Origin of the sequence: Stenotrophomonas sp. (assembly GCF_035634915.1) — a bacterium.
Lineage (GTDB): Bacteria > Pseudomonadota > Gammaproteobacteria > Xanthomonadales > Xanthomonadaceae > Stenotrophomonas.
Map to the genome: position 1 here is coordinate 146807 of NZ_DASQCB010000023.1, position 15918 is coordinate 162724.

Annotated in this window: 21 protein-coding genes and 1 other RNA gene; 13 read left to right on the forward strand and 9 right to left on the reverse strand. The window is 67.7% G+C overall.

The features are described from left to right. Window positions 1-3: 3 nt before the first annotated feature. The gene (locus VER16_RS18050) at window positions 4-552 is read right to left on the reverse strand and encodes a UPF0149 family protein (protein ID WP_324810404.1); all 549 of its coding nucleotides are present in this window, start codon (window positions 550-552) and stop codon (window positions 4-6) included. Window positions 553-703: 151 nt separating this feature from the next. Here VER16_RS18050 and VER16_RS18055 point away from each other — a divergent pair, with 151 nt between their 5' ends. The 8 genes from VER16_RS18055 to VER16_RS18090 all read left to right on the forward strand — a co-directional run bounded on the left by VER16_RS18055 (window position 704) and on the right by VER16_RS18090 (window position 5008). Next, complete coding sequence (locus tag VER16_RS18055) at window positions 704-925, forward strand: TIGR02449 family protein (RefSeq protein ID WP_324810406.1); 222 nt, start codon at window positions 704-706, stop codon at window positions 923-925. Next, window positions 922-1218 (forward strand): cell division protein ZapA, encoded by a 297-nt coding sequence (locus VER16_RS18060; protein ID WP_108769880.1) that lies wholly within the window; start codon window positions 922-924, stop codon window positions 1216-1218. Before VER16_RS18055 ends, VER16_RS18060 begins: the two co-directional genes overlap by 4 nt. 152 nt (window positions 1219-1370) lie before the next feature. Continuing rightward, window positions 1371-1556: non-coding RNA, 6S RNA (ssrS, locus tag VER16_RS18065), on the forward strand. Window positions 1557-1639: 83 nt separating this feature from the next. After that, a complete protein-coding gene (locus tag VER16_RS18070) occupies window positions 1640-2233 on the forward strand; it encodes a 5-formyltetrahydrofolate cyclo-ligase (RefSeq protein WP_324810408.1) in 594 nt (197 codons plus the stop codon). Continuing rightward, a complete protein-coding gene (locus tag VER16_RS18075) occupies window positions 2230-2709 on the forward strand; it encodes an EVE domain-containing protein (protein ID WP_324810410.1) in 480 nt (159 codons plus the stop codon). Before VER16_RS18070 ends, VER16_RS18075 begins: the two co-directional genes overlap by 4 nt. Window positions 2710-2731: 22 nt before the next feature. Next, window positions 2732-3379, forward strand: a complete 648-nt coding sequence (rpiA, locus tag VER16_RS18080; protein WP_324810412.1) for a ribose-5-phosphate isomerase RpiA — start codon at window positions 2732-2734, stop codon at window positions 3377-3379. Between the two features lie 22 nt (window positions 3380-3401). Further along, window positions 3402-3845, forward strand: a complete 444-nt coding sequence (locus tag VER16_RS18085) for a DUF192 domain-containing protein (protein ID WP_116865169.1) — start codon at window positions 3402-3404, stop codon at window positions 3843-3845. Window positions 3846-4162: 317 nt separating this feature from the next. Then, window positions 4163-5008 (forward strand): SirB1 family protein, encoded by an 846-nt coding sequence (locus VER16_RS18090; RefSeq protein ID WP_079223091.1) that lies wholly within the window; start codon window positions 4163-4165, stop codon window positions 5006-5008. A gap of 69 nt (window positions 5009-5077) precedes the next feature. On the opposite strand, the gene VER16_RS18095 is transcribed toward VER16_RS18090, so the two are convergent. Next, window positions 5078-5302 carry a rubredoxin gene (locus VER16_RS18095; protein ID WP_108769886.1) on the reverse strand — a complete coding sequence of 75 codons (225 nt, stop codon included), beginning with the start codon at window positions 5300-5302 and terminating at the stop codon, window positions 5078-5080. Between the two features lie 34 nt (window positions 5303-5336). Between VER16_RS18095 and thiE the strand changes: the two genes are divergently transcribed. Then, a complete protein-coding gene (gene thiE, locus VER16_RS18100) occupies window positions 5337-5963 on the forward strand; it encodes a thiamine phosphate synthase (protein WP_324810417.1) in 627 nt (208 codons plus the stop codon). A gap of 16 nt (window positions 5964-5979) precedes the next feature. Beyond that, complete coding sequence (hemL, locus tag VER16_RS18105) at window positions 5980-7269, forward strand: glutamate-1-semialdehyde 2,1-aminomutase (RefSeq protein ID WP_324810418.1); 1290 nt, start codon at window positions 5980-5982, stop codon at window positions 7267-7269. A gap of 83 nt (window positions 7270-7352) precedes the next feature. On the opposite strand, the gene azu is transcribed toward hemL, so the two are convergent. Further along, window positions 7353-7802, reverse strand: coding sequence for an azurin (gene azu, locus VER16_RS18110; protein WP_324810421.1), 450 nt, complete (start codon window positions 7800-7802; stop codon window positions 7353-7355). A gap of 104 nt (window positions 7803-7906) precedes the next feature. Between azu and VER16_RS18115 the strand changes: the two genes are divergently transcribed. Continuing rightward, window positions 7907-8515, forward strand: coding sequence for an HAD-IA family hydrolase (locus VER16_RS18115; protein WP_324810423.1), 609 nt, complete (start codon window positions 7907-7909; stop codon window positions 8513-8515). A gap of 75 nt (window positions 8516-8590) precedes the next feature. Here the strand turns inward: VER16_RS18115 and VER16_RS18120 are convergent, their stop codons facing one another. Next, a complete protein-coding gene (locus tag VER16_RS18120; RefSeq protein ID WP_324810426.1) occupies window positions 8591-9817 on the reverse strand; it encodes an acetylornithine transaminase in 1227 nt (408 codons plus the stop codon). Window positions 9818-9880: 63 nt separating this feature from the next. Here VER16_RS18120 and VER16_RS18125 point away from each other — a divergent pair, with 63 nt between their 5' ends. Beyond that, window positions 9881-10753 carry an ion transporter gene (locus tag VER16_RS18125; protein WP_324810428.1) on the forward strand — a complete coding sequence of 291 codons (873 nt, stop codon included), beginning with the start codon at window positions 9881-9883 and terminating at the stop codon, window positions 10751-10753. Window positions 10754-10850: 97 nt separating this feature from the next. Here VER16_RS18125 and VER16_RS18130 read toward each other — a convergent pair whose 3' ends face one another. The 3 genes from VER16_RS18130 to VER16_RS18140 all read right to left on the reverse strand — a co-directional run bounded on the left by VER16_RS18130 (window position 10851) and on the right by VER16_RS18140 (window position 13755). Continuing rightward, window positions 10851-11801, reverse strand: coding sequence for a YiiG family protein (locus VER16_RS18130; RefSeq protein WP_324810429.1), 951 nt, complete (start codon window positions 11799-11801; stop codon window positions 10851-10853). Window positions 11802-11836: 35 nt separating this feature from the next. Further along, complete coding sequence (locus VER16_RS18135; protein WP_324810431.1) at window positions 11837-12826, reverse strand: YiiG family protein; 990 nt, start codon at window positions 12824-12826, stop codon at window positions 11837-11839. Between the two features lie 110 nt (window positions 12827-12936). Next, on the reverse strand, window positions 12937-13755 hold the full coding sequence (locus VER16_RS18140; protein ID WP_324810433.1) for an NAD(P)-dependent oxidoreductase: 819 nt from the start codon (window positions 13753-13755) through the stop codon (window positions 12937-12939). A gap of 108 nt (window positions 13756-13863) precedes the next feature. Here VER16_RS18140 and VER16_RS18145 point away from each other — a divergent pair, with 108 nt between their 5' ends. Further along, entirely contained in the window at window positions 13864-14544 is a 681-nt protein-coding gene (locus VER16_RS18145) for a hypothetical protein (RefSeq protein ID WP_324810435.1), read from the forward strand. Window positions 14545-14639: 95 nt separating this feature from the next. Here VER16_RS18145 and VER16_RS18150 read toward each other — a convergent pair whose 3' ends face one another. Together VER16_RS18150 and VER16_RS18155 are read right to left on the reverse strand one after the other, a co-directional pair. Further along, complete coding sequence (locus tag VER16_RS18150) at window positions 14640-15185, reverse strand: DUF2867 domain-containing protein (RefSeq protein WP_324810437.1); 546 nt, start codon at window positions 15183-15185, stop codon at window positions 14640-14642. Further along, on the reverse strand, window positions 15182-15844 hold the full coding sequence (locus VER16_RS18155; RefSeq protein ID WP_324810440.1) for a serine/threonine-protein kinase: 663 nt from the start codon (window positions 15842-15844) through the stop codon (window positions 15182-15184). The genes VER16_RS18150 and VER16_RS18155 overlap by 4 nt, the downstream gene beginning before the upstream one ends. Window positions 15845-15918: the final 74 nt, after the last annotated feature.

Genomic DNA, 15918 nt, shown 5'->3' on the forward strand with positions numbered 1-15918 from the left:
CCATCAGTTCAGGCGCTGGCGGTGGCGCGCGGCCAGGACCACATCGCCGTGCAGCAGCAGGACCGCTACGCGGATGAACTCCTCGATCTCGGACAGGGCTTCATCGTCATCCTCGCCGCCGGCCTCGAAATCCTCGCTGGAGGCACGGGCCAGGCTGGCCATGTCGGTGAGCGCTTCCTCGCCCTCCTCGGACAGGGCCGGGCGGCGGCCGCCGCTGCCCAGGCCGAAGCCACCGAGGAAGCTGCGCGTCCAGGCGAACATCGCGTCGGCCTGCGCGGCCACCTCGTCGTTGTCGGTCAGCAGCAGTTCGAAGGCGAAGTCGCGGTCTTCCAGCTGCTTGATGGTGGCCTCCAGCAGCTGCGCCAGCGCACTGCCGTCCGGCACCGGGGCCAGGTTGTCGTCGGCCAGCACGCGTGCCGGCCAGTCATTGCCGGGGGCGCCGCCGGCGGCCAGCCAGCCGCACAGGCCGCCATGCAGCTCGGCAGCGGTGGCCCCCAGGCCCAGTTCCTGGCTGGCGCGGGAAACGTCGTCGACGGAGGGAAGTTCGGTCATCGTGCGGCTCGTTCGTAAGGGAAACCCCGGGCGCGCACGCGCGCGCCCGTGAGCCCGGTAGTGTAGCAACCCAACCGGCTTCTCCCCGTGGCAGCCCGGCCCTGCTGCGGCAAGGCTTGACCGCCCTTGCCCGGCTTGCCTATCGTGCGGCATGGAACCCGCCGACCCCCTTGCCCAGCTGCAGGCCTTCGCCGCCCGCGTGGAAGCGTTGCTTGAACGCAACCAGCGCCTGGCCGAGGAGAACCGCAGCCTGCGCCACCAGCAGGAACAGCTGGTGAGCGAGCGTTCGACGCTGCTGGCCAAGAACGAGCAGGCCCGCTCGCGGGTGGAAGCGATGATCAGCCGGCTCAAATCCCTGGAGCAGCACACATGAGCGCCGAACCGGTCAGTGTCCGCATCCTCGACCGTGAATACACGGTGGGCGTGGGTGGCGATGAACGCGACAGCCTGATGGCCGCCGCGCGCCTGCTGGATGCGCGCATGCGCGAGATCCGTGGCAGCAACCGGATGGCGGCAGTCGACCGCGTGGCGGTGCTGGCCGCACTGAACCTGGCCCACGAACTGCAGCTGCTGCGCGATGAGAACGCCCGCCAGGCGGTGGCGCTGCAGCAGACACTGGCTGACCTGAACCGTCGCCTGGACCGGGCGATCGACAGCAGCACCTGAAAAAAGGGGACGGAGGGGATTAAGACGTTTTCAGCTTGGCGTGCAGGAAACGTCTTAATCCCCTCCGTCCCCTTTTTTCATAGCTGAATTGGCACGTACTGTTGCCGACGAACGGCCTATCCAGATCGTGCTCGCTGGCTATAATGGCCACGCGTTCTCTGCGGTACTCGACGGCATGTGCAAACATTCGCCTTGTCCCTTAAGAACGACACCGGGAGCGCGACAGCGCCGGGAGTGCAGGTCCGCCTTGTAGCGGGAAGCCCGATGGTTCTCCAGCGTTCCCACTTGAGCCCCCGGGTTCAAGGTCGTTTCGCATGCATCGACATTGCGGAGAATGCAATATTCCAGCAAGGGCGGCGTCTTCGGGCGTCGCCCTTGTTCTTTCCGGCACAATGACGGCTGTTTCCCGCCGCATGCTGCCATGACTGACCCGCGCCAGGCCCTGCGCCACGACCTGCGGCAACGCCGCCGCGATCTTTCCGCGCCCGCCCGCATCGCCGCCGCCGACGCGCTGGCCGATGCCCTGCTCGCCCTGCCCTTCGCGCCGCGCACCGGGCCGGTGGCCGGCTACTGGGCGCTGGATGGCGAGATCGCCCTGCACCGCTGGCAGCTGCAGCTGCCCGAAGACCTCACCTACTGCCTGCCGGTACTGGCCGGCGAGGTGCTGCGCTTCGCGCCGTGGCGCCCCGGCCAGCCGCTGACCAGCAACCGCTACGGCATTCCCGAACCGGACGTGGCGCTGGAAGACACTCTGGAACCGGCGCAGATGGCCCTGGTGGTGACGCCGCTGGTCGGCTTCGATGCGCAGTGCCGGCGGCTGGGCATGGGGGGCGGCTGGTATGATCGCAGCTTCGCCTTCCGCCACGACCGGCCGGCGCCGCCCTGGCTGGTCGGTGCTGCGTTCGCGGTGCAGCAGGTCGAGTCCTTGCCGGTGGCGTCGTGGGACGTGCCGGTGGATGCGATCTGCACCGAAGACGGCACCCTGTTCCCCTCCGCTGCCCCCGTGAACGCATGACCGCCCGCAAGCGCTATTGGCTGATGAAGTCCGAACCGGACGCTTTTTCCATCGATGACCTGGCCAAGGTGAAGGTCGAGCCCTGGAACGGGGTACGCAACTACCAGGCGCGCAACTTCATGCGCGACGGCATGCAGGTCGGCGACGGCATCCTGTTCTACCACTCCAATACCAAGGTGCCGGGCATCGTCGGCCTGGCCACGGTGGCCAGCGCGGCCTACCCGGACGACACCCAGTTCGACCCGAAATCCGATTACCACGACCCCAAGAGCACGCGCGAGAACCCGCGCTGGATGCTGGTGGACGTGGGTTTCGAGCGCAAGCTGAAGCAGGTGATCGCGCTGGACGAGATCAAGCTGCACGCCGACGAACTCGGCGAGGGCTTTCCGCTGGTTGCCAAGGGCAACCGCCTGTCGGTGTTCCCGGTGACGGCCGCGCAGTGGAAGCTGCTGCTGTCGCTTGAAAAGAAATCCTGATTCCCTGCCTGAGAGTCCTCCCATGTCCGAAGCCAAGCGCCTGGCCGCCGAGAAAGCCATCGAATACGTCGAAGACGGCATGATCGTCGGCGTCGGCACCGGTTCCACCGTTGCCTATTTCATCGATGCCCTGGCCCGCATCCAGCACCGCATCAAGGGCGCGGTGTCCAGTTCCGAGCAGAGCACCGCCCGCCTGAAGCAGCACGGCATTGACGTGATCGAACTGAACCACGCCGGCAGCCTGTCGCTGTACGTGGACGGCGCCGATGAGTGCGATGCCAACAAGTGCCTGATCAAGGGCGGTGGCGCCGCGCTGACCCGCGAGAAGATCATCGCCGAGGCCAGCGAGCGCTTCGTCTGCATCGTCGACCCGAGCAAGCAGGTGCCGGTGCTGGGCAGGTTCCCGCTGCCGGTGGAAGTGATCCCGATGGCGCGCAGCCTGGTGGCCCGCCAGATCCGCGACATGACCGGCGGCCAGCCGACCTGGCGCGAGGGCGTGGTGACCGACAACGGCAACCAGATCCTGGACATCCACAACCTGGAGATCACCGATCCGGAAAAGCTGGAGCGCGAGCTCAACCAGCTGCCGGGCGTGGTCTGCGTCGGCCTGTTCGCACGCCGTCGCGCCGACGTGGTGATCGTCGGCGGCGAACCGCCCATCGTGCTCTGATTCCCTGCCAAGGACACCGACCATGTCGCTGCGTTCGCTGCTGATCCTCCCCCTGCTGGCCCTGACCGGCTGCGCCACCGATGCCGCCCGCCACTGGGTGGAGCTGGATGGCGCCCGTTACCAGGTGGAGCTGGCCACCAATGATGAAACCCGCGCCCGCGGGCTGATGTTCCGCGACCAGATGCCGGCCGACAACGGCATGCTCTTCATCCACGACCGCGAGGAAATGCAGGCATACTGGATGAAGAACACCAAGATCGCGCTGGACATCCTGTACTTCGACAGCGAGCGCAGGCTGGTCAGCCAGCAGCGCGACGTGCCGCCCTGCTCGGCCGGCGACATGTGCCCGCCCTACCCCAGCGGCGGCCCGGCGCGTTACGTGCTGGAGCTCAACGCCGGCCAGGCCGAGAAGCTGAAGCTGAAGGACGGCACCCCGCTGACCTTCGGCCCGGGCATCGAAAAATAAGGGGTGGCCGGGCTGCGCCCGGCACCCGCCGAATCAACATCAACGGCAAAAGCTGGGCTGCCGAGGGATGGCGGGGCGCTGCGGGCTTGCAGGACACGCCGTAAACCCATCCTTGGGGGCTCGTAGGCGCCATCCATGGCGCCTGCGGTCCTGCAAGCCCACACCGCCCCGCCTCTGACAGATTCCTTGTGCTGCTGGTAGGTGTCGACCTTGGTCGACACGGTAGATCCACGCCATGCGTGGATGGCGGAACAACAACAGGCGGAATTCACGCCACACCGCTTGAAACCGCCTGCGATTGCCTCCAGTCTGTGGCCATGCAGGACCGGATCACACTCCCCGACTGGGATGCACTGGCCGACGTCGATGACGAGGCGCTGCCACTGCTGCCGACCGCGTTGCTCATCGCGCGCGATGAATACCCCGACCTGCAGCCCGGCGTGTACGACGCGCTGGTGCAGAGCCATGTCGACCACCTGCGCGCGGAAGTGGACACCATCGAGCGCTGGCCGCTGAAGATGGCCGCGGTCAACCGCCACCTGTTCGACGAACTGGGCTACAGCGGCGACCACCAGGAGTACTACGACCCGCGCAACAGCTACCTCAACCAGGTGTTCGAGCGGCGGCTGGGCAACCCGATCTCGCTGGCCCTGGTGCAGATGGAAGTCGCCCGGCGCCTGGGTATTCCGCTGGACGGCGTGTCCTTCCCCGGCCACTTCCTGGTGCGCCTGCCGGTGGACGACGGCGTGCTGGTGATGGACCCGTTCAATGGCGGCCGCCCGCTGGACGTAGACGAACTGCGCGAGCGCGCCAAGTCACACCTCGGCGGGCAGGCCCCGGACGACCAGGTGCTGGCGCAGATCCTCGACCCCGCACCGACCCGCGCGATCCTCATCCGCATGCTGCGCAACCTGCACGGCGTGTATGCCGAAGCCAGCGAGTGGGACCGCGCTGCGCGCAGCGCCGACCGCCTGCTGAAGCTGGCCCCGGAACAGGACGATGCCCTGCGCGACCGTGGCCTGGCCTACCTGCAGCTGGATTATCTGGCCGGCGCCCGCCACGACCTGGGTCAGTACCTGCGCCGCAACCCCGAGGCCAGTGATGCGCAGTGGCTGCGCGAGAAGCTGATCGACCTCGGCGGGCCGATGCCGCGACTGCACTGATTTACCGGTGTGCGGACCAACGGTCCGCACCTGCAGGCAGCGCCGGGCCATGCCCGGCGGCCCCTGCAGTCAATCGATTTCGACCATCTCGAAATCGTCCTTGGTCACCCCGCAGTCGGGGCAGGTCCAGGTCTCGGGAATGTCCTCCCAGCGCGTGCCGGGGGCGATGCCCTCTTCGGGCAGCCCGTCCGCTTCGCGGTAGATGAAGCCGCAGACCACGCACATCCAGGTACGCAAGGTGGTGGGGGTGGCGTCGCTCATCGGATAATCAGGGCTGGATTCACGGGCTGCCATTGTCCCATCGCGGCCCACTCACCGGTAGCCATCAATGACTCCTGCTTCTCCGGCGCCCCGCGGCGTCTACCTGATCACCCCGGATGAACCCGATACCGCACGCCTGCTGGCGCGCACGGCACCGCTGCTGGCCGCCGGCGCCACCTGGCTGCAGTACCGCAACAAGACCGCCAGCGACGCGCTTCGCCTGGAACAGGCCACGGCCCTGCAGGCGCTGTGCGCCGCCCACGGCGTGCCGCTCATCATCAATGACGACCCCGTGCTGGCGCAGACCGTGGGCGCAGCCGGCGTACACCTGGGCGGCACCGACGGCGACATTCCCAGCGCGCGCGCCCTGCTCGGTCCGGACGCCATCATCGGCGCCTCCTGCTACGACCAGCTGGCCAATGCAGAAAAGGCCGTCGCTGCCGGCGCCAGCTACGTGGCCTTCGGCGCCTTCTTCCCCACCACCACCAAGATCACCAGCAGCCGCGCCCATACCGACCTGCTGCGGCAAAGCGCCGCACTGGGCGTGCCGCGGGTGGCGATCGGCGGCCTGACGCCGGACAATGTCTTTCCCATCATCGATGCCGGCGCCGACCTGGTGGCCGTGGTCAGTGGCATCTACGCCGCGCAGGACCCGGTCGCGACCCAACGCGCCTTCCTCGCCCAGTTCGCGTAACACCCAGGAAAGCCCCATGAACCACGACCAGTCCCACGCCCTGTTCTCCCGCGCCCAGCAGCTGCTGCCGGGTGGCGTCAATTCGCCGGTGCGCGCGTTCAAGTCCGTCGGCGGCGAGCCGTTCTTCGTCGAACGCGCCGATGGCGCCTACCTGTACGACGTCGACGGCAACCGCTACATCGACTACGTCGGTTCCTGGGGCCCGATGATCGTCGGCCACAACCACCCGGCGGTGCGCCAGGCGGTGAAGAAGGCCATCGACAACGGTCTGTCCTTCGGCGCGCCCTGCGCGGCCGAGGTGACCATGGCCGAGACCATCACCCGCCTGGTGCCCTCGTGCGAGATGGTGCGCATGGTCAATTCGGGCACCGAGGCCACGCTGTCGGCCATCCGCCTGGCCCGTGGCGCCACCGGGCGCAACCGCATCGTCAAGTTCGAAGGCTGCTACCACGGCCACGGCGACTCGTTCCTGGTCAAGGCCGGCAGCGGCATGCTGACCCTGGGCGTGCCGACCTCGCCGGGCGTCCCGGCCGGCCTGAGCGAGCTGACCCTGACCCTGCCCTACAACGATTTCGAAGCGGCCACGGCGCTGTTCGAACAGCAGGGTGACGACATCGCCGGCCTGATCATCGAACCGGTGGTGGGCAACGCCAACTGCATCCCGCCGCGCGACGGCTACCTGCAGCACCTGCGCGCGCTGTGCACGCAGTACGGCGCGCTGCTGATCTTCGATGAAGTGATGACCGGCTTCCGCGTGGCCCTGGGCGGCGCGCAGGCGCACTACGGCATCACCCCGGACCTGAGCACCTTCGGCAAGATCATCGGCGGTGGCATGCCGGTGGGTGCCTACGGTGGTCGCCGCGACCTGATGCAGCAGATCGCCCCGGCCGGCCCGATCTACCAGGCCGGCACGCTGAGCGGCAACCCGGTGGCGATGGCCGCCGGCCTGGCGATGCTGGAACTGGTCTCGCAGCCGGGCTTCCACGACGACCTGGCCGCACGCACCGCGCGCCTGTGCGAGGGCCTGGAAGCGGCCGCCGCCGAAGCCGGCGTGGCCGTGACCACCACCCGCGTGGGCGCGATGTTCGGCCTGTTCTTCACCAGCGAAAAGGTGGAGACCTATGCACAGGCCACCGCCTGTGACATCCCGGCGTTCAACCGCTTCTTCCACGCGATGCTGGAACAGGGCGTGTTCCTGGCGCCGTCGGCCTACGAGGCTGGCTTCATGTCCAGCGCGCACGACGATGCCGTGATCGAGGCCACCCTGGCCGCCGCCCGCATCGCCTTCAAGGCAGCCAAGGGCTGAGCCCACGCCCGGCATTGCCTTGGTAGGTGCCAACCTTGGTTGGCACCCGTGCAGTTGAGCATGGCTCGACTCTACAAAGGGCATCAACCGAAGACGAAGCTGCCCTTCATCATCGCGAAGTGGCCGGGGAACGAGCAGAAGAAGGTGTAATCGCCGCCCTTCTGCAGGCCCTTGGTCGAGAAACGCACGCGCGCGGTTTCGCCGCCGCCGATCACCCTGGTGTGCGCCAGCACGCGCTTGTCGGCCTTGGGCAGGTAGCTGTCGGCCAGGGTCATGCGCATGCCGGCCATCGCTACCGGCTGGTAGTCGGCCGTGCGGGTCAGCACCCAGTTGTGGCCCATCGCCGTGGCCGCCAGCTTGCCGGTGTGGCGCAGGGTCAGGTCCACTTCGCTGCAGTCGGCAGCCACCTTGATCTGGCGCGTGCTGAAGCTCATCTGGTCCGTGCTGTCGATGCTCACCGCACATACGCGTGCCATCGCCGACGGCGCCAGCATCAGCGCACCCAGTCCCACTGCCACCATCCAAGCCTTCATCGTTGCGTCTCCTGCAGGTTCAACGAACATTCTAGGCAGGACCATGCGCCACCGGCTGCGACCGTCTGTCGCACGCGGTGCGCAGGATCGGGCATGCTGTGCACATGGAGATACGTCTACTGCTGCTGGATGTCGATGGCGTGCTGCTGCACTACCAGCGACCGCAACGCGTCATGCACCTGGCCCATGCCCTGCAGCGCAGCAGCGCGCAGGTGCAGGCGGCACTGTTCGACAGTGGCCTGGAAATCGCCTATGACGCCGGGGAACTGGATACCGCCGCCTATCTGGACCAGTTGAGCGAGGCGCTGCAGACCCACGTGGATGCAACGACGTGGCTTGCTGCCCGCGTTGCCGCCTGCCGGCCCCAGCTTGCCGTGGTACAGCGCCTGCTGGCCATCGATGAACGCCTGCCGCTGGGCGTGCTGACCAACAATGGCCCGTTGATGGCGCAGGTACTGCCCATCCTTCTGCCGGGGCTGCACAACCGCCTGCAGCCGCGCGTGCTCTGCAGCGGCATGCTCGGCGGGCGCAAGCCGGACCCTGCCCTGTTCAAGCGTGCCCTGCAGCGGCTGGATGTCGAGGCGCGCCACACCCTGTTCGTCGATGACCTGTTCGTCAACGTGCGCGGCGCGCGTGCGGCCGGCCTGCATGCCGAAACCGTGCGTGACGGGCGTGGGTTGGGGAAGGTGTTGAAGCGTTACGCAATCCTGTAGAGCCGAGCCCACGCTCGGCTTGCGTGCAGCAGCCGAGCATGGGCTCGGCTCTACAGGGGTTCGGCAGCAGCGGGGTCAGCGCGCGGCGACGAACGCGGCAATTGCCGCGTGCAGGCGCTTGAGGCCTTCGGCCACTTCTTCGTCGGTGATGTTCAGCGACGGCACGAAGCGCAGCACGTCCGGGCCGGCCTGCAAGGTCAGCAGGCCCTGGTCGGCGGCATGGTCGAGGATGGCACCGGCCTGGCCGGCGAAGGCCGGGCTAAGTACCGCGCCCAGCATCAGGCCGCGGCCCCGCACGCCACTGAACACGCCGAACTCCGCACTGATGCGGTCAAAGCCATCGCGCAGCGCCTTCGACTGGCGGCTGACGTTGGCGGCGATCTCCGGCGAGGCCAGCTTGCGCAGGGCCACGCGGGCCACGGCTGCGGCCAGCGGGTTGCCACCGAAAGTGGTGCCATGGGCGCCAAACTGCATGGTCTCGGCCACCTTCGGGCCGGCCAGCATCGCGCCGATCGGGAAACCGCCGCCCAGGGCCTTGGCCAGGGTGACCATGTCCGGTACCACGTCATCCTGCCAGTGCGCGAACAGGGTGCCGGTGCGGCCCATGCCGGCCTGGATCTCGTCCAGCACCAGCAGGGCATCGTGCTGGTCGCACAGCTCGCGCACGCGCTTGAGGAAACCGGACTTGGCCGGCATCACGCCGCCCTCGCCCTGCACCGGCTCGAGCATGACGGCGGCTACGTCGCCGGCAGCCATCGCGGTTTCCAGCTGCACCTCATCGTTGAAATCGATGTAGCGGAAGCCACCGGGCAGCGGCTCGTAGCCTTCCTGGTACTTCGGCTGGGCGGTGGCGGTCACTGCGCCCATCGTGCGGCCGTGGAAGCTGCCGCGGAAGGTGATGATGACGCGCTTGTCAGCCGGGCGTCCCTTGCTGGAGGCCCACTTGCGGACCATCTTGATCGCCACTTCGTTGGCTTCGGCGCCGGAGTTGCACAGGAACACGCGCTCGGCGAAGCGGCTGGCCTTCACCAGCTCCTCGGCCAGGTGCAGCGGCGGCGCGCTGTAGAAGACGTTGCTGGTGTGCCACAGCTTGCCGGCCTGCTCGACCAGCGCGGCCACCAGATCCGGGTCGTTATGGCCCAGGCCGCACACGGCGATGCCGGCGGCCAGGTCGATGAACTCGCGGCCCTGGCTGTCCCATACGCGGGCGCCCTGGCCTCGCTCCAGCACCACCTGGCGGGGCTTGTACACCGGCAGGTAGTAGTGCGACAGGGAGATCAACGGATCGGTAACGGCGGTCATGGCAATGGGCTGGTTTCGGGAACGCCCATTCTCGCCCCCCAGCCCCTGCGGCACAATGTGCGGATGCGCCCGTTTTCCGCCCCCCAGCTGAACCCCGCCACCGCTTCCGGCTGGCGCCGGACCTGGTTCGACATCATCTACCGCCACGACACCCGGCCGTCGCGCAATTTCGACCTGATCCTGGTGGTGGCCATCATCGCCAGCATCCTGGTGGTGATGATCGACAGCGTGCAGCACCTGCACGTGGCGTGGTCGGACTGGCTGTACGTCATCGAATGGGGCTTCACCGCCCTGTTCACCATCGAGTACCTGCTGCGGCTGGCGGTGGTGAAGCGGCCGCTGCGCTACGCGGTCAGCATCTGGGGCATCATCGACCTGCTGTCGATCCTGCCGGCCTATCTGTCGCTGTTCATCCCCGGCGCGCAGAGCCTGCTGGTGGTGCGCGCACTGCGCATCCTGCGGGTGTTCCGCATCCTCAAGCTGACCCGCTACATCGAGGAAAGCGGCATCCTGCTGCAGTCGCTGTGGCGCAGCCGGCGCAAGATCCTGCTGTTCCTGTTCACCGTCATCACCATCACGATCATCGCCGGCACCCTGATGTACATCATCGAGGGCCCGGCGCATGGGTTCAGCAACATCCCGGCCAGCATGTACTGGGCGGTGGTGACCATGGCCACGGTCGGTTTCGGCGACATCGTGCCGCAGACCGTGCTCGGCCGCTTCGTCACCTCGGTGCTGATCCTGATCGGTTACAGCATCATCGCCGTGCCCACCGGCATCTACACCGCCGAACTGGCCAACACCATGCGCGATGCCGAGATGGCGGCGCGCCGGGATGCGCGTGGCTGCCCGCAGTGCGGGCTGGAAGGCCACGAACCCGACGCGCGCCATTGCCGCAGGTGCGGCAGTGCCCTGCCGGACACCTTCAACACGTAGATCCACGCCGTCCAGAACCAGTAGATCCACGCCATGCGTGGATGAGAGCACTGCACAGTGCGGACCAACGGTCCGCACCCACCAGATTCGGTACCCGTCAGCGCATGCGGTTGCTGGTGGTCACCAGGTCGTTGTACGCATCCAGGATGTCCGACTGCGCGCCTTCCGGGGCCGAGGTGAGCCAGCTGCCCGAAGCCTTGCGCTCGGCGGCCAGGCCTTCGGCGCTGATCGGCTTGCCCTGCTCGATGCGCTCGATGCCACGGCCGGCCTTGCGGATCAGCATCTCGGCCGAGCGCTGCACATGGCCCCACATCGGGTCGTCCTTGCCGATGCCGGCGGCCTGCATTTCCTTTACCAGTGCCTCGTAATCCGCCAGTCGCGTGCGCAGCGCGGCGACGTCCGGCTTTTCATCCTGGAAGGCGACCGCAAGCTGCTTGCCGTCGCCGACCAAACGCAGGTGGTAGTACGCCGGCGAGCGGCCCTCGCTCTCTTCGATCTGCTTCAGCTGCGCGGCACGGCGGTCTTCCTCGTTCTTTTCCAGCGCCACGTCCAGTGCGTCGCTGGCCTTGAAGAAGGCCGCGTACGCCTGCATCAGCGGTGCGTGCTGGCTGCGCATGCCTTCGCCACCATCGCGGCGGAATTCCTCGCGACTGAAGTAGCCATCGGCCTGCTCGATCTTCGCGTACAAGGCCTGGAATGCCTGCTGGTAGTCGCGCACCGGCGCATCCATCGGCATCGCCGGCGTCATCGCCAGCGCGTCGGTCAGCGGCTGGCCGCAGTACTCCACGCGATGTGACAGCACCTTGCCCGGCGAACGCGGCTGCGCTTCCTTGCCGGTCGGGCCGGCCTCGACATCCTTGATCCAGCCGGTGTAGGTCTCGAAGCCCTCGTGGATGGGCTGCTCCACACCGTTGTAGCACTCGATGTAGGCATTGACCTTGGCCAGGCTGGGATCAGCCAGCGACAGGCCGGTGGACTTGTTGCAGCCGGCCAGGCCGGCCACGGCGCCGAGCAGCAGCACCGGCAGTACACGTACAGAAGCGTTCAATTCAGTTCCTTGCTTACAAAAAACAGTAGGCCACCTTATTGGCGGTTGCTCTGGAAGACCAGCGAGTTGTATGCCTGCATCAGCTTGCCCGGCGAGCCCTGCGGGGCCATGGTGGTATTGAGCATGCGCCGCTCGAAATCGCTGTACGGGGTCTTCTGTTCAACCCGCTTCAGGCGCTCCTTGCCCTCGCGGCGGAAATCCTCGGCGGTGCGCTCGAAGCTGTTCCAGTCCAGCTTGCCCGGCTCCTGCTCGGCCACCTTGGCGTGGGCCTCGTCGGCGATCGCATTGAACGCATCCAGGCGCCGCCGCGCCTCGGCCACATCGAAGCTGTCTTCGGCCATCAGGTCCATCAGCGCCTTGGCGTCGCGCATGATGGCCAGACGGTAGAAAGTGCGGGTACGGCCTTCCTGCGCTTCCACCTTGGCCAGCTGCGAATCCTGCAGGCGGTCGTTCGCGACATCCAGCGCATCGCTGAACACACCGCTGGCCTCGACGAAGGTGCCGAATGCAGACATCAACGGCGCGTGCAGCGCCTTGCCGCGCGCGAAGCCATCGTCTTCGTAGTCGTCGCGCTGGTAGTAGTCGGCCGCTTCGTGGGTGATCGGCTGCAGTGCATGCAGTGCATCCAGGTAGCCCTGCGCAGCCTTGTCCAGCTCGGGCAGCGACGGCTGCGCGGCGATGGCTTCGGGCAGTGCCTTGTCGCAGAGCTTGAGGTCACCGGCGGTCAGGTCCGGCGGACCGATCGGGCGTTCCTCGCGGCCGGTCGGGCCGGCCTTGGGGTCCTTCATCCAGACAGTGTACGGGCCGATGCCCGAATGGATCCTGCGGTCCACCTCGTTGTAGCACTCTATGTAGCTGTTGAGCTTGCCCATCAGGGCCTGGTCGCTGTCGGTGTCGACGGCGGCCGTCCCGCCCTTGCCGGCAGTGTCGGCGGCATCGGCCGGGGCTGCGGGCTTGCCACCACAGGCGGCCAGGACGAGGGACAGCGAGGCAGCCAGGGTGGCCGCACGAAGCATCGGTCGCATCGGGAAACTTCCTTGTTGGAGAGGGTGATGAAAACGGTTCCAGCCCCGCATTCTACCCAAACCGGGCGGTGGCCATCCTTGACCACTGCCTCAGAAGCACACGCCGCCGATCAATCCAGGAACAGATCCGGCAGCAGCGGTCGCGACGCGTCCACCGCATACCCGGACAGATCGGTCACCCCCGCTTCGGCCAGCACCTCGTCGTCGATGAGGAAGCGGCCGTGGAAACCGGCGGCCTCGCGCACCAGCACGGCGTGCGCGGCGTCGGCCATGATCTGCGGGGTGCGGCAGCCGGCCGCATCCACGCCGGGAATCATGTTGATCGCATCGGTGGCGATGACCGTGCGCGGCCACAGCGCGTTGACCGCCACGCCCTGCGGGCCGAACTCCGCAGCCAGCCCCAGAGTGACGAAGCTCATGCCCATCTTGGCCAGCGTGTAGCCGGTATGCGGGCCCCACCATTTGGGTTCCAGGCTGGGCGGCGGGGCCAGGGTCAGGATGTGCGGGTTGGGCGCCTGCAGCAGATACGGCAGGCAGGCCTGCGCGCACAGGAAACTCCCTCGCGAATTGACCTGCTGCATCAGGTCGAACCGCTTCATCGGCGTATCCAGCGCACCGCGCAGCCAGATCGCGCTGGCGTTGTTGATGAGGATGTCGATGCCACCGAAGGTATCGACCGTGGCCGCCACGGCGGCGTTTACCTGGTCCTCTTCGCGGATGTCGCACTTCAGTGCCAGGCCCTGCCCACCGGCCGCATTCACTGCTTCAGCCGCGCTGTGGATGGTACCGGGCAGCTTCGGGTTGGGCACCGACGACTTCGCGGCGATGGCCACATTGGCCCCATCGCGCGCGGCGCGCAGTGCGATGGCCAGGCCGATGCCGCGCGAGGCACCGGTGATGAAAAGGGTTTTGCCCTGCAGACTGCCCACGTTCCACACTCCAGCGTATGCAATGAGCCGCTAGTATGCCGCGCCGACGCCGGGTTCACCGCGCGTTGACGATACTGGTGCCCCGGTCACACGCACGAGGTACCCGCCATGCGCCGTTCCCGTCTGCTGCTGCCTGCCCTGGGCCTGGCCCTGCTCACCGCCTGCCAGGGCCGCTCGCCGGAACCCGGCACCGGACCCGCCACAAGCGATGCGCCTGCCGCCAACAAGGCCGCCGATGGGTCACTGCGCTGGAGCGAGTCGGTGGTGTGGGATGGCGACCTCAACGCATGCCGCCAGGGCGAAAACAGCGCAACGCGCGACTGCCTCGCCGAGACGATGAAGTCCGCCGGCGCCAGCGCCGATGCCGTGGCTGCTGCCGAGCAGCTGTCCAGCGGCGGCGAGCTGGCCTACGTCACCGCATGGCATGAACACGACGGCCTGGGCGTGGCCACGGTGGAATACCCGTTCCGCGCCAACACCAACGAAGGCACGCGCCTGGTGGATGCCGGTGGCAAGCGCATCGATGTCGACGCCGTGCAGCTGGACGACACCCTGCGCGCCGACCCGGGCGTGCAGGCCGTGCTGGCCGCGCACCCGCAGGCCACCCCGTTCGCACCCGCGCAGGCAGCAGGCACTGCGCCGCTCGATGGCGGCGGCATCCGCCTGCTGTACCGCACGCCGCTGCGCGACTGCCACGCCTGCCCGGATGTCGGCCAGTTGCAGATCGGCTATGACTTCGATGGCAAGCGCAACTTCATCGGCCAGCAGGTGGTGCCAGCGGCGCCGTGATGCCGGAACGTTGCGCGCCTGCCAGGCATGGCCTGGCGACACGCAAGACGTGGCACCTGCCGTAGAATCGAGCTTGCTCGACTGCTCCTGACACCTCAGTCGAACAAGCTCGACTCTACCGAACCACCGGGCTTTCGGCGGTACGCCTGCACCTGCCTCTTCAGCAGATGCGGCACGATCATCCGGTGCACCGGCGCCACCGGCAGCATGTATGCCCGACCAAACGCGTTGTGGGTATGCACCACCGTAGCCACCTCCAGCACGTCGCCCTGCCACTGCAGGGCCAGCTGCACGCGCAGGTGGCGGTCGTTGTCTTCCAGCACGATGGCGTCCTCATCCAGCGACTGCAGGGTGAAGATGCCCAGCCGCTGGCCTGGTCGCGGTGCCGCAGTGTCCTGCACCGCACGCAACGAGCCCAGATCCTTCATGCCGAGCAGGCGCATGCCGCGGTTGCGCAGCGCCATCAAACCATCGAACCAGCCGGGAATGGTCGCGGCCATATCGCGGTAGGCCTGCAGCGCGCTGCGGCCGTTGCGCCGGGTGCGGGCCTGGCAGGCGTGCACGAAGCTGGCGCCGGGCAGCTGCGCGCGCAGCACGCTGGCCGCACTCGGCGGCGCGGTCACCACCTGCGCGGCGGTCACGGCTTCGGCCCCTGCCCCTCGTTGTCTTCCCAATGCAGGATGCGGCGGGTGACGAAGCGGTAAACCGGCTTGCCGGTGGCGAACCACAGCTCGCGCACCCAGGAGGTGCGCTTGAGCACGCGCTTCTCCACCGGGGTGAGCGACTCGCGGCAGTACATGCGCTTGTGCTTGAGCAGGTGGCGCAGGTCTTCGCGGGCCAGCAGACGCATCCAGCGCGAACGCGGGTTGCCGATCACCGCCAGCTGGAAATCGATCAGCGCCGGGCGGCCGTCCTCGGTGACCACCCAGTTGGCTTCCTTGGCCAGGTCGTTGTGGGCCACGCCGCGCCGGTGAAGCTGCTGCAGCAGGCGACGCGCCGCACGGAACCAGGCCAGATCACCTCGCGGCGGACGCTGGTACATGGCATCGCCGGCCATGAAGCTGCGGTCGAGGTGGCGGCCATCCCAGTCCAGCAGCTGCGGCACGTCGGCCATGCCGTGGATGTGCCGCAGCGCGCGCGCCTCGCGGCGTGCCAGCCACCACGCCGGCACGCGCAGCCACAGCGGCGTTGCGCCCAGGTCACGGCGTACGAAGGGGCCCTGCGGCCCCTGCACAAGCAGGATGCGGCCGAAGCTGTCGGCCTTCAGGGCATGCGTTGGAGCGTCGTTCGAGTGCGGCATGCGCCCATTCTAGGCGATGGCGCTGGTTGCAAACGGTCACCAAGCCGCTGGGAACCAGTCACCTTCACGCCTCT